Here is a 13,969-nt window from a genome sequence, read left to right as displayed (position 1 = left end):
TTTTACCTGCCCGGAAATTCACTGCTTATTTTATGAATTTTGCCGGGCAACGATTGGTCTTAAAATTAAATCTGTGTTGGGTGTATGGACTAAAGCCCATCCACGCCGGCAAGCTCGCTATTAAATCGAAGACAGTCAGTTGCGGGGTCTGCCCGTAGCACACCCTGCTCAAAAAGCGCTTCCAGTAACTGCCGTGCCGTCTCTCTGGGTAACATCAAGCCCAATGCGGTCAACTCCCGCTGGAGATAAATAGACTGCAAATAACCACTCTCACTTAATTCCTCGGCAACAAGCTTTAACAGCGCCTTCCAGGGCGACGTTTTTTTCAAATCATCCCAGGAAAGCTCCGTTAACGGTTCGGGCAAAAACTTGAGTAGATCCTGAAAATCAACCTTGGCCTTTTTATTACGCAAAAGTCCAAACATCAATTCGGCACGGCGGGACTGTTCCAGGCGCGGCAATAAACTGTGCAGGAGAGACATACCGGCCTCACCGGTATCCAGGTAGCTCTCAATATTGGTGACCAGCAGGGCAATAGCCTTATCTGGCAAAGTATTTACCGCATTGGTAACAAAACTGTGGTTGTCATAATCGCGATTTTTATCGAGCTGCCAAGCCCCAGCTAAGTCAGTCACGCTGATATCCAGTGCTTCCGCAAGGCTTTGCAGAGATACCTTCTGCAAAAATTCCGAGCGAATGGCTTGCTGTTTTTTGCTCTTGAGCTTACGGGGCAATAGTTGCAACTGCTTCTTTACCAGGCCCACTTTTTTTAATTCGTAAAACTCAGCCAATTCCTGCGCAAAAAACTCTTCCTGAGTATTAGATTCAAGTTCCGATGACAATCCCAATCGAGATAAATACTGATTGGCAAGACGTGCCACCTTTTGTGAACGATCTTTAAGCAGGGACTGTAAATATTCCCCATCGGACTCACTCAGCCGGATAGCAAGAACTCGCACGACCCTTAAACGCTTATCAGCGGGTTCGTGCCCGGCGCAGGTCTGGATCAAATTCAAAGCGGCGGGGGGGTTACTGAAGCGCAACTCCCTGAGCTTTGCCAGGCGACTGGCGGGATACCAATCATCCCAGTTTTCCTCAGTTAACGCTTCAGAATCATCAATATTACCCCGCTCATTCGCGGCCCATTGTGACCAGGGAAGATATACTTCCGGCAAGCCTTCATCATTACTTGAGGGAAGCCAGTCCGCAGGATGGGCAATATATCCCCGCTGTAACAGCAACTTCAGGAGCAATCCGGTTTGCTCCATAGAGCGGGACTGAACACTTTCAGTCACCCGTCGAAAATGAGCCCGCATTGGGTAGGGGAGCACGGGCTTATTCAACTCGGGCAACAAGGGAAATTCGCGTAACTCCCCCGGAGCCTGGGGCTGATAGAGTGCGCTTTGGTGCTGGCTGAGAAGCGCTACCGCCGCTGATGCCAAGCGCTCCTCTTCCAGGCCTTCAAACAATGGACGCCAGGACTCAGGTAAGGCGTCGAGCTCTAAGGGCAAATCACTGCCCACCATCCAACGCTGCTGTAGGCGCTCTACCAATAACTGCTCTTCCTGGATTTTCTCAGGCGTTAGCATGCGATTGTCCCCCACTTATCTGTCCGCGCGCTGTGCAGTTCAGCACTGCTTCCATCCCACAAAATAAACGCAGCCTGTAATTTTGAACCCAGTAATAGAGAGGGAATCTGTTCATTGTTGAGCGGTAGCGTTTGCTGCCCAGTCGAGCAGCGCCACCAATAATTGCCGTTGGCACAGCGCAGTAGACGCCCCCCTTCAAGAAGGTGCGGTACCTGCTCTATCCAGGGTTGCTGAGACAACTGCTTTTGGTAGTGGGAGAACACGCTCTCTTGCTGGGCTGGCCATCTCTGATTTACACCATCCTGCACGACTTTAAAGTCCACAGGGAAGGCTCTCAGGGGCGTACGACTGGGATAAAAAACCAACTCCCCTTCTACACTGGCGCCGATACCAATGCCCACCTCCCTGCGCCCCGCAGAAGCCGGATAGTGATCCAACAACAGGGCAAATACTGGGGTGTCACTATCAAGCTTGAGCAACCAGGAAGCGTGGCTCACCAAACCATCGCGACGGGTGCTCACTTTCTCTCCTACATTCTGCCAAATGCCCCTTTGTCGGGGGCTGGCTGGGTTTTCCAAGACCTGGTCACGGTTCTCGGCAACGGCAATAGCTCTGCGAGCATCCACATCTTCCTCATCAGTGAGCCAAGCACTGCTGAGTAACATTAATTGCCCCAGCTCCTTGAATACCACTTCCGCCTGTTTCTGTGGTGCAAGCCCCAGGGCCTTGGCTGGAAGCTCATCAACCCTCGATGCCAGGCCGGCGGCTTTGGCGTCTACCAAGCGCGCAGAGATATAGCGGCAGCGCTGGCGAAGTTCCTTGAGAAATCCCACCATGCCAGTACGCAATTGATCCTCAACCCACTGCTGGAATTCACCTAGCCCAGTGGCGATACTCTTGTTGGTTTTAGCGCGTGTCTGCGCTGCCCGCTTAGCCCTGGCCGCTTCCTTTTTTTCCTGCTCCTCTTTACTTTCCGAGGTTTCCTCAGAAATACCGTGAATGTATTTATTGGTAGAAGCTTTTGTCTCAGCTTGGGCTTCAGGCTTACTCTTACGCCGCCGCCCCAACCACTCTACTACCCACTCCGGTGTTTCAGCCTCAATAAAGTCATCCGGGCCGTCGGCGAATTGCCACAAAAGGGCTAGAACATGCTTGCAGGGAAACTTACGTGAGGGGCAGGTACACTTGTAACCGTGATCTACTGTATCTGCCATGGTGTAATAGGGATTGGCCCCCGACCCTTGGCATTGCCCCCATATACAATTTACAGAAGCCGCTTTACCGCGCAAAGGCCATTTAGCCGGCTTCAACAGTTTTTTGGCTGCGTTTAAAGAAGCCTGGTCTGGGGCCAGCTCTTGCACAACCTCTAGGGAAATATTCATCTCTTGCCTTATACAGCTCAATACTGTACATAAACACAGCAATCGTATCTATGTAGCTATAGCGGCGCATAAAGTATCACGCAGCCCACAGAGATTAAAATCTAATTTCTCAAATTTTGATTTTGCCGTCACTCTTGTTGATTTAAGACAAAAAGTACACTCGGCGAGCATTTATTTGGCACGATCGAACAAGCTCTAAAGAAACAAGGTGTTCTCTCCTGCCAGCATTAGAGGGATTTCGCCTAGCCTCTCTAAATAAGTTACCATTTTCAGGAACTGGCTATATTGGCACCAATTCCAGCCAAACCTAATCGCAACAAGATATCCTTCTCTATACGATTAGGTCCATTGGATATCAACGGCCAGTGAAAAATGCAATTAAACTAAATACGATATTTACTGTCATTAGCACATGCTTAAGCATGTCCAGCTTCTCTCAGAGAATTGCCAAACTTATTGAAAAATCTGAAAGCTTTCCTTTCAATGAGACAATAACCCAAGAACAAATTAAAGACTTAGGGTTTAAAAAAGGCAGCTATGATATAGAAAAAAGCAAAGAATACATCAGGTATTATCACGCTCCTGCTTCATCTAAAGACGGCATTCATTACTCAGTCAAATATGACACCGACGGCAAAGAAAGCACCGTTAAACTTGATTTACCAAAAGATGCACTGAAAGAAAAATATTCTGGAACAGTGATTTTATTACATGGGTTCCGATCATCAAAAGAGTTCATGTTATTTTCTGCTCAATACTTTCGCTTTCTTGGATTTCAAGTTGTAGCTCCGGACCTCCTTGGTCACGGGGAATCGAATAGCACCAAAAAATATGGTGTAGGAGATAGTGAAATCATCAATAAACTTATTGATGCACTAATCAGTAAAGGGGACATCAAGGACAAGCCCTTATATATCGTAGGAAACTCTATGGGAGCCTTAACGGCTCTCTATATCTCAGCCATGAGATCTGACTTAAATGGAATTATTTTACTTGCCCCAATGGTCCCTTTTGATCAAGCCGTGTATAACTACGGTAGGCTCAATCATCCCATACTTAGCCGGGTTATACCCGAAAATAAAATTCGAAAAGGAGCAAATCTGGCTCTGGAGCAGTCTGGTATTGAACCGAGTGATACCAATATACTTCCCCTTCTCTATTCTTCCAAGCTCCCCATACTGCTAATATCCTCCCCCTCGGATCTAATTGCACCCTATGGTAATTATATAGCTTTAGATCAATCAAATATTAATTTGGTGAAAATTCCCAATAGAAGCCACCCAAGCATATCGACCATTGGAAATATTGAACACGAAGCAATTATCAGCTGGCTTAATAAACTGTAAGATATTTACGCGATCCAAGAATTTCTCAGCTTTAAGGATAAATCACAAAGTCACCCTTAAATAAGGGCGTAGATTTATCAAATCTAATTGATCATCTGCCTCGGTGAAAACATAATAATAGCCATACCCAGCATTGCTACAGCGGCACCGCTCACATCCCAAATGGTGGGCTTAACGCCATTAACCAGCCATAACCACATTATTGAAGTAAAAATATAAATTCCCCCATACGCCGCATACACCCGACCCGCAGGGGCCGGATGTAATGTCAAAAGCCAAGCAAATATTGCCAAACTAATACCACCTGGCACTAGCAACCAAATACTTTCACCCTGCTTTAACCACAAGTAAGCCGTGTAGCAGCCTATTATCTCTGCAAGCGCCGTAGCCAGGAACAAAGCTATAGTTTTTATTTCAAACAGCAGCATGAACGTCTAAATATTTAGCTATTTACCGGACAAACATTTTCAAGACGCATTGTGAAGGCTCTTTTCATATATGAAAATTGTTCGATGGTCTCCATATGCTTACTCAGGGAGTTTCTTGCACGTGTGAATTTTCTCTTTTCCGCCGCATTCATTCCCTCGTTAAACATATATAAACTTTGCAGTGGCGCCATGGCAGTTTTCTCTGTGCGATAAAAAACATCATCAGACATCGCCAAATCAACCTTATCCCGTATGGAGCCATCCGGCATAATTTGCACCGATACGCTGGGAACGTAATTCGCAATAGGGCCTTCAAAGTTAAGAACGGTGGATTCCTTCTCACTCAATTTCTTCGCCACATAAACCTTAAGCTTGTTATTGCGCACTTCCAATTTTACAAATGGTTTAATTATTTTAAACTTCTCCTTATCCTCCTCAAATAGTTTCACGGATGCTTCAAGCATTACCAAGCTTTGAGTATTGATAAAGCGTTCATATTCTTCTAAGTGGCACGATGCCTGTACCCCACTACTCAACAAGAAACATAGACTAAAGGCTAATCTTTTCATTGATCTAAATATTATCCTTAATATTTGATAAATTGATCGCCTCAAACATCAACTGGCGCACTGGTTAACCCAGCACAGTTTAGACCTCATTGGCATCACTATTAGCCAGTGATTGCGCTTGAAACTTTCTTACGATAAAAAATACGTACCCTGCTTCTTTTTCCGATTAATTTACGCCACTAATAGTAAAAAAGGTGAAGCTGGTTCAGCTTCACCTAACGGGTTTAGTCACTAAAAAATCCTGATCTCTGCGGAAGTTAGTCCCTACCGATAATCCGACAGTACTACCGGCGGCAGTTCAGTGGCCTCTGACATCCACTCTTTTACGCTTTCACGCCCCAGCAACCGGTCTATCCACTGTTTAGTAAGCGGCCAGGGCTGCAAATTTGGGGCGTGGGAGAAAATTCTTATCACTGTTGGCACAAAGGCTAAATCTGCCAGGGACAAAGCACCCATCAAGTAAGGGCCAGCATTTTGCTCAAGCTCTCCTTCCCAGGCGGCAAATAGGCGCTCCGCATCCATCTCTTCTTCGGGGGTCATTGGGCGTTTGTCGGGGTAAAATGCACTTTCAAAGGATAGGCGTGGACACAACCCGGACAATCCAGAATGTTGCCAGCTAAGCATGGCCCGGGCTCGGGCCCGCATCAATGGATCTTGAGGTAACAGTTCACCAGAACCAATATCATTGGCATATTCCATAATGGCCAAGGAATCAAAAATAATCATCTCCCCCTCTTCCAGTACGGGTACTGATCTCGCAGGGGATAGCTCTCCTATACGCTGTAAATTCTGGAATCGCTGTGGCCGGCGAATATCTACAACCACTTCCTCAAATTGAACTTCCTGTTCACGCAATGCCAACCAAGCCCTAAAGGCCCAAGTGGATGCATTTTTAGTACCCGAGTACAGAACACGAGACATAATTAATCCATTGTTATAGTTGAATTATATTGATCAATTGGGAGCTTCAATTATACCGCTTAACCGCCAAACAATTAGAATATAGCATCAAATTTATTGTGCATTAACAACACTACGGTTCATAGCCATCAATGCCTCATCACAAACAGCTATTTTTTTTGAATCGCCTCACAAACTTAAAGAAACCAAAAGGCGGCTCAAGTTTAGGTTAGCTCTCACTATTCAATTGAATCGCCTAAGAGACACAACTTACTACTGGGGTGGAAGGAAAGAATACACCGCACTCGAGACACGCAGTGAATACATCCCTGTAAGCTCCTAATCGGCATCCATGCCTCATAGGGTCCCGAGCGCAGTGTATTCTTTCCTTCTCCCTTGTTAGTAAGTTTCGAAAATCGCCAAAAAATTCAATCCAGGCAGCTTGGACTTTTAGTAATGGCAACATTAGCGTACCAAGTGTTGGTGCCACTACAATCGGGGTCAACCGTATCATATAAATCAAAGGAAAGATTAAGTTCAGAGAAATTTCCAGTTATGACATTATTAGTCGAACTCGTGAATTCCAAAACGATACCTCCACCATCATTACTTGCTATTAAATTTTGGGAGATTATATTACTGGATGAGCCCTCGATTAGAATTCCTGCTCCACCATTGGATGTAGATATATTATTGAACACATTTGAAAAGCTATCATCTACCTGAATTCCATCAGAGACACTGAGCGATACAACACAAGAAGAGAGAGTATTAAAATCATCATCCATATCAACACCTACTCGACCACTATCAGTGATTATGCATCCACTAATATTGTTAAAGATACTGTCAATATCAATACCATCGTCAACACTACCAACTAGCTCAGTTCCGACCACCGTGTGATAACCCACACCGCCTATAAAAATATTGTCAAAACATTCATTAATGGTGCCGCCAGTCAACACCGCACCTTGACCCAGGATACGTATTCCAGCACCGCCAAATCCCGCACCTGTATCACAGGTCACAGAAAAATCTCCCATACTCAAACTACCTTCAGGACCAACTATCGTAAGGGCATCTGGCTCAGCAGCAGTAAGGTCACAGGATAAATCCTGTGTAAGCACTTCGGCGGTTGTAATAACATCACCACAGGATACCTGAGCTGAAGCTACAAAAGAGTATGACGCTGTAAATAGCCCCATTACGCCTAATATTAATGACTTAATAACTGACTGTTTAATATCCATGTAAAACCTCTATCAATTGTGTATAAGAGTTGGATTTCCTTGCCCGGGATACAGACCGCCTCCTTAGTTTGGACGTGACTATTAATTCCGCCATAAGAAAAAGTACTTAAAGTACTAAGCTGCAATCAGCGGGGAAAATTACAAATCGTGCGGGGATAAAGTTTAGGGGCACAAAAAAACCCGGCGGGTGCCGGGTTTTTTAAACAAAAGGTAAGAAAATTACTTCAAACCGAGTACTTCTTTACCCTGAATAAAGGTAACGTCAACCGGAATATTGGCCTCGGCCAGGCGATCCAAATCAGCCTGCAGTTCAGGGCCAATTACGCCTTTGGTCTCCAGCAATGATTTGGCTTTCTCGTAATCGCCATCACCCTGAATAGTAATGATTAAACGAGACAAGTTGGTCATCGCCTGTTGCATCTTTTCAAAATCAACACTGTATTGACCAGTCTTGGGATCGCGAGTGAAGGCACCCTGCTCCTTAAAGTAGTTAAAGCGCATCATGTTGGCTTTACCGTGGGCACTGGCCGCACCAAAACGTACGCTGCGGAAGATACCCGCCAGGAAGGTGACATAGTTATCCATCAACTGGCCCTCTTCCAACTCACCTTTTTCATGCAAGCGGGTAACCATGTACAGACCGAGGATATCAGCCTTACCTTCTTCCAGGGCGGAGGAGGTTTCCTTCAAAGCCTGGCGAACATTATTGCCGCCTTCTACGGTCTTTTTAATTCCCAAACCGTGGGCCACTTCGTGGAACATGGTGTTGGCAAAGAAAGCCGGGAAGGTAATATTCTTGCGCTGATCTTCTGCGATCAATACATCGCTGATCGGCACCAGGATCTTGTCAAACTTGGCCTGCATTGCATTCTTCAGCTGCAAACGTCGAGTGCCTTTGGCCAGCTGTACTTCCTCATCATTGGGAAGGTTAATGGCGATAGTCTTGGAGCCAGCATTACTGTGGCCGGCGTAGAAGAGTACATCGTAGGCATTCAAGTCTGAATCAGTACCGGGCTCTTCAGATTTGTATTTTTCCTCAACCGGCAAACCCTTCTGCAGCTCGGGCAGCAGAGCGGCAAACTTGGCCAGTTTTTTACTCCACTCTTTGTCTTTCAGCAGGACGTAGGACTCATAAGCGGTACGATAGGCAAACAGCTGGTCTTCATAGTTTTCAATAGGACCAATAACCACATCGATATCATTCTCCTTCATATCCATCCAGGCCATATCACTGGGGCGGAAATTATCGGAGAGAAGTGCATCGGCACGCATGGTGAGGTAGTTAGCAAATTCCTTGCTCTCAGCCAGTTCAGCTGCCTGGCGCAGAATGCTGGCCGCCTTATTCAGGTCCGCATTGTAGGCTTCGTTGTAAGGCACCAGTTCGAGACTGCCAGACTCATTGCGGCGTACCAGCGAGTACAAGCCGTCTTTTCCTGCCTGGTCCCATTTCTCGAACTCTTCGCGGGTCATATCCGCTGGGTAGAAGTTAGCACCCAGGGGCTTATCTCCATAACCAACAATAAACGGCTTATTGTCGTTAAGGCGATCCCAGGGGCCATAGTTGATATCGGCAAACTTACGAGCGCGGTTGTCTTCAATATCCGGCAGCAATTCCTCAGCTGGGCCGTAGGATTGCAACCAGAACAAGCGATCCATAATCTGGCTGGCATCAATCAGCAGGCCAATCATTTTGCGCTGGCTGTCGGAGAGACCGCTTAGATTTGCAGTGAGCTCAACCGGTACATAGATATCAAAACGCTTATCCGCATCTTCTACCTTTTGGCCTGAGGGCACAGGTACAGTCTTGGACTCTACAATCTGAGCCTCAGCTTCCGCTTTGGCAACTTCTTCGGGCTGCTGCTCTTTTTTGGAACAAGCGCCAACAAGGGCCAGTGCCAACACTGCTGCCGCTATCTTGGTAGCCTGAAAAGGAATGGTCATATCGCTCTGCCTATCATTTTTTTGTATCGGCGCCACATTAGTCTGGCTGTAGGGATTTATCAACCGTCATGGCGTAGGCACCTCGGCCGCCTGGGTCTCAGTTCCACGCTCCTGTTGCTGCATACGCCAGAGGGCCGCGTAGTGTCCGTCAGCCTGCATCAATTCCCGGTGGGCTCCCTGCTCGACTATTCCGCCCTGATCCATTACCAGAATGCAGTCTGCATCCACAATTGTGGAGAGGCGGTGAGCGATCACTAACGATGTCTGCTCGCGGGCAATATCCTGCAGGGATGCCACTATGCCCTGCTCAGAGTGGCTGTCGAGAGATGAGGTCGCTTCGTCAAAGATCATAATCGGAGGCTTTTTCAACAGGGCCCGAGCGATAGCAACCCGCTGCTTTTCCCCTCCGGACAATTTGAGCCCCCGCTCCCCCACCAGGGTATCGGCTCCCTCTGGCAGCTGCTGAACAAAGCCTTCCAGCTGAGCGTGACGGATCGCCTCATCCACCTCAGTATCTGAGGCATCTACACGTCCGTAACGCACGTTCTCCCGGATCGACTGGTTGAACAACACTGCATCCTGAGGCACAACACCAATAGCCCTGCGCAGCGACTCCTGGGAAACACTGCGAATATCCTGGCCATCGATGGAAATGGAACCGCTGTTAGCGTCATAAAAACGAAACAGGAGCTTAAAGAGGGTGGACTTACCTGCACCGCTAGCGCCAACAATTGCCACTTTTTGCCGTGGCTCCACAGCAAAGCTGATGCCTTTGAGGATCTGGCGATTATCTTTGTAGCCAAACTGGACGTTATCAAACTCAATTCGACCCTCCATCACGGTGAGGGGGGCCGCCTGGGGAAGATCTTCCACAGCAGGTTTTACCGCAAGTAAAGAGAACATCTTCTCAATATTTGCCAATGCCCCTTTCATCTCCCGGTACACAAAGCCGAGGAAATTTAGCGGTATAAAGATCTGCATCATAAAGGCATTCACCAATACGAAGTCACCGATGGTCATAGTGCCTTTGGTGACTCCTACCGCGGCAAGAACCATTGCTGCACACATTGCGCTGGCAATAATCAGCGCCTGGCCACTATTCAGGCCAAACAGGGACAGCCTGTTCTTACGCCGGGCCTTCTCCCAACTGGCCAGCTCCCGGTCATAGTGACCGGATTCATGTCGCTCATTGGCAAAGTACTTAACGGTCTCATAGTTGAGCAGACTATCAACTGCACGGCTGCTGGCCTGTGACTCCGCCTCATTCAACTCCCTGACAAAGCGCGTACGCCATTCAGTGGCTACCACAGAAAAGCCGATATAAATAATCACCGCCGCCAGCACTAATAGCGCAAATAACCCGCTGTAATTCCACCAGAGCAATCCCGCCACCATAGCTATCTCTACCAGCGTGGGTACGATATTGAAGACCATAAACCGCATCAGGAACCCGATGCCGCTATTGCCCCGCTCAATATCCCGAGAGAGCCCGCCGGTACGGCGGTTCAGGTGAAAATCCAGGTCCAGTTTGTGCAAATGCTGGAACACTTCCAACCCGATCCGGCGCTGGGCCCGCTCAGTGACACGACCAAAAATCGTATCTCGCAATTCGCCAAACAGAGTGCTGGAAAGGCGTACAGCCCCATAGGCCAACAGCAGCCCCAAAGGTAATGCCATTGCCTGGGCCATGCCCCCAGCACTATCCAGGTCATCGACAATATGTTTGAGCAAAAATGGCAGGGTAACACCCGCAACCTTGGCGCCAATCAGGCAGAGGATCGCCAAGACTACGGCGCGGCGGAATTCCAATAGGTAAGGGAAGAGGGTTTTGAGTGCACCCCAATGCACCTCATCCAAAGAGACAGTGGATTTGGGTCTCGGCATAATCTATCCAGGAGGAGGAAACAAGCGCCCATTATAATTCGTAGATTAGATTTATATAGACGCTTACTCTCAAATGGGGAAGAGATGTATTTCCTTATAGGATCTACCTTCTAAACTCATAAAGACACAGTAAGCCGCCAGACTTAATCATATTGCTTCAGAAAAACCCCAATTGGCGAAACCTTATAAACCCTGAAGTTTGCCCAATAAAATTACGGCCCGGTTATAGCTAAACCTTACAATAAAACTCGTGTGCATTTTCCTTGCTAGCTAGCTATTTATTATTTTTTTCCTGCTCGCCCAGAACTGTTTATCTATTAGGGTAGTTTAACGGTGACATTCTCATACACAGGGAATTAACAATACTGAATTATCAACCTCTAAACATATAGAATGAGATTCTTAGTCTATTTCTTTAACAAGAAGAGTTATTTAAGCCCGCCTTTCTTAACTTGTAAAAAACAGCATATCTAAACCAATCTTTAAGCAACGTCAGTTAAGTCGGCGGGCCACTATATAAGTAACTTTTTATTCATCTTATCAAGTTAACATAAGGGGAATATGCGAATATTGTGCATTATTCCCCCTAACCCAACGAGTTCCGGGAAAGATAGCTCTGCCTGGTCCAAGACCAACCTCAGCATAAGTTAGAAATCGGTTACCTTTTTTAACCCTTAGCGTCCACTCTTGCGCAGCTAAATGGTTAGGATTTGCTCTCGAATCTGGGCCATGCCCCCAGACAGACCACCTGAAGGCAGTGCAGCTCCACTCGTACTTGAATCCAGCAAATGTTCTGGGGCCAGGAACATAAACATCCTGAGTACCCAGGGGAATTAGCGCCCCCAAAGCCTCAACATCAATATACCCTTCAACTGCATCCTCAAAATCCTGTTCCGTTGGTACATTCAACCCCCGGGGCACTACCAATGTAGAGAAATTGACCATTGGCATATTAAATCCTCCTTAATTTATTTAAATCAAACCTCGTGTAAAAACATGAAAACTAAAGACCTGTCATTTATCACTTAGCAAACCCGAAAACAGATTTATTTTGAATCAAACAACCTTCTTCCTAGACAACGAAAACAACTTTATGCTTAGCCCCAGCAAAGAACCATTTAAAAAAATATATCAACCTGATAGATATTTACCGGCATGAAGAAAATCTACGGATATGTCGAGACCTACTAACAATTTATTACACTAGAAACCAAAAGAATCACGCCATCCCGTCGACGGGCAAAGCATATGGCACTATTTATGTCGAATAGAGCCTCAACCGAAAAAGCTGAGGCCTACCCAACCAACAGAGGAAATCAAATAAATTCAATTAATTTAATTTCAGCAGCAGAATTAAAAATAACTTCTTAAAACTACTCTTGCATATTACTAATCATGTAATTCATAACTTCATCTTGATCGTTAACTAGGTTTTCTATCAAGTCAAGATGATCCCGATTATTCGCTAACTTGAAATAACAGGGATTATCCATTTTTAGCATTTTCTCCTGATACTCTTTGGTCTGCCGAAAAAACTCTGGCGTATCAAATTCAGGCACAATTAAATGTAGCGGGCATTCGGTTGTGTCAATACCAGGCTCTAGCAGCTGGGGGCTTACCTTTTCGGCAGATTCCATCGACATATTAATGGCGTCATTGACAAAACTATTGACCAGTGGCCGAATGTCAAATAGTCCTGCCAGGGAAAATGCACCTTTAAACTTACTTTGAGCAGATGCCGGTACACCAAATTGACTCCAATCCGTTTGATGCAACAGTGCTACCAGTTGGCCACCTGCCGAATGCCCCACAAGATACACAGATGGAGCCCCTCTTTCTTCAGCCTCTTTCAGTATGGTAGCCATTGCCCACTGCATCTGTAAGACAATAGACTCCATTGGAGTATCATTTTCCCAATCCGGGGCCATACGGTAACCCGGCATATAAACCGCAAATCCCTCTTTATTAAAAGGCTCAGCCAGAAAAGAAAACTGCTCTTTTGAAAACCACTGCCACCAGCCACCGTGAATATAAATTACGACCGGTGCATCCTCAGCAACTTCGTCTGACCTGAAAATATCCATCGAGCCAGCTAAATCACCTTCCCCAAAATCGACAGTTTGCAAACCGTCCTTAATCCCGCTGCGATATGCCGAGCTACGACTGCCAGTAAACTCAGCATGAGAAGGCAGCAGCAGATCGGTTGGAAGGCGGCGGGTCCACAACGTAGGGTTATATTGCTCGTCCGTTTTCTCACGGGTAAAGCTATTCCAAAATTCACTCACGGCTAGCACCCTTACTTTTCGCTTGGATTTATAGCTTCGAACTGGTCATCACGCAGTAGCATAGTACCGTCCTCCTGTAGGACCCAGAGCTCACGAGTGATGACACCTTCTGCGTTGTTCATTTTCCAATTACTTGAGAGTACGGTTGAGACTTCATCCACTACTTCAATTTTTGCGCCAATATAGGTCACATCTGCAAAACCCTGATCTACCAGATTTTGCCAGAAAGCTTGTATATTCTTTCGACCTTCGAACTGGCCAAAGGGTTTGGCAGTCATCTGAGCCTGCTCTTCATACATGGATGCACACCCAGCTGCATTGCCACTATTGAAGTAAGACTTCCACTGTTCACTGGCAGCTTTTGTTTTCTCAATCAGAATATCGCTCATATC

General features: G+C 46.5%; 12 protein-coding genes. 1 reads left to right on the top strand and 11 read right to left on the bottom strand.

Annotation, left to right across the window (positions count from 1 at the left end):
- Positions 1-89: 89 nt before the first annotated feature.
- Together ACJJII_RS12570 and ACJJII_RS12565 are read right to left on the bottom strand one after the other, a co-directional pair.
- Complete coding sequence (locus ACJJII_RS12570; protein ID WP_444916416.1) at positions 90-1,589, bottom strand: DUF5691 domain-containing protein; 1,500 nt, start codon at positions 1,587-1,589, stop codon at positions 90-92.
- A complete protein-coding gene (locus ACJJII_RS12565) occupies positions 1,583-2,971 on the bottom strand; it encodes an SWIM zinc finger family protein (RefSeq protein WP_444916415.1) in 1,389 nt (462 codons plus the stop codon). Before ACJJII_RS12565 ends, ACJJII_RS12570 begins: the two co-directional genes overlap by 7 nt.
- Before the next feature lie 365 nt (positions 2,972-3,336).
- Here ACJJII_RS12565 and ACJJII_RS12560 point away from each other — a divergent pair, with 365 nt between their 5' ends.
- A complete protein-coding gene (locus ACJJII_RS12560; protein ID WP_444916414.1) occupies positions 3,337-4,317 on the top strand; it encodes an alpha/beta hydrolase family protein in 981 nt (326 codons plus the stop codon).
- A gap of 83 nt (positions 4,318-4,400) precedes the next feature.
- Here the strand turns inward: ACJJII_RS12560 and ACJJII_RS12555 are convergent, their stop codons facing one another.
- The 9 genes from ACJJII_RS12555 to ACJJII_RS12515 all read right to left on the bottom strand — a co-directional run bounded on the left by ACJJII_RS12555 (position 4,401) and on the right by ACJJII_RS12515 (position 13,966).
- On the bottom strand, positions 4,401-4,739 hold the full coding sequence (locus tag ACJJII_RS12555) for a YnfA family protein (RefSeq protein ID WP_444919275.1): 339 nt from the start codon (positions 4,737-4,739) through the stop codon (positions 4,401-4,403).
- A 20-nt stretch (positions 4,740-4,759) separates the two neighbouring features.
- A complete protein-coding gene (locus ACJJII_RS12550) occupies positions 4,760-5,314 on the bottom strand; it encodes a hypothetical protein (protein WP_444916413.1) in 555 nt (184 codons plus the stop codon).
- 264 nt (positions 5,315-5,578) lie between these two features.
- Positions 5,579-6,235: a glutathione S-transferase family protein gene (locus ACJJII_RS12545; RefSeq protein ID WP_444916412.1), complete on the bottom strand. Its 657-nt coding sequence runs from the start codon at positions 6,233-6,235 to the stop codon at positions 5,579-5,581.
- A 407-nt stretch (positions 6,236-6,642) separates the two neighbouring features.
- On the bottom strand, positions 6,643-7,467 hold the full coding sequence (locus ACJJII_RS12540; protein ID WP_282931727.1) for a right-handed parallel beta-helix repeat-containing protein: 825 nt from the start codon (positions 7,465-7,467) through the stop codon (positions 6,643-6,645).
- Positions 7,468-7,686: 219 nt separating this feature from the next.
- The gene (locus tag ACJJII_RS12535) at positions 7,687-9,408 is read right to left on the bottom strand and encodes a DUF8614 domain-containing protein (protein ID WP_444916411.1); all 1,722 of its coding nucleotides are present in this window, start codon (positions 9,406-9,408) and stop codon (positions 7,687-7,689) included.
- Between the two features lie 66 nt (positions 9,409-9,474).
- Positions 9,475-11,292 (bottom strand): ABCB family ABC transporter ATP-binding protein/permease, encoded by a 1,818-nt coding sequence (locus tag ACJJII_RS12530; RefSeq protein WP_444916410.1) that lies wholly within the window; start codon positions 11,290-11,292, stop codon positions 9,475-9,477.
- Positions 11,293-11,832: 540 nt separating this feature from the next.
- On the bottom strand, positions 11,833-12,243 hold the full coding sequence (locus tag ACJJII_RS12525; protein ID WP_444916409.1) for a hypothetical protein: 411 nt from the start codon (positions 12,241-12,243) through the stop codon (positions 11,833-11,835).
- Between the two features lie 422 nt (positions 12,244-12,665).
- Positions 12,666-13,577, bottom strand: coding sequence for an alpha/beta hydrolase (locus ACJJII_RS12520; RefSeq protein WP_444916408.1), 912 nt, complete (start codon positions 13,575-13,577; stop codon positions 12,666-12,668).
- A gap of 11 nt (positions 13,578-13,588) precedes the next feature.
- Positions 13,589-13,966 (bottom strand): Cif family virulence factor, encoded by a 378-nt coding sequence (locus ACJJII_RS12515; protein ID WP_444916407.1) that lies wholly within the window; start codon positions 13,964-13,966, stop codon positions 13,589-13,591.
- Positions 13,967-13,969: the final 3 nt, after the last annotated feature.

Source organism: Microbulbifer maximicatervae (SeqCode) (genome assembly GCF_052467825.1).
Note: the sequence above shows the minus strand (reverse complement) of the source record. Positions and strands in the feature narration are given on the sequence as shown.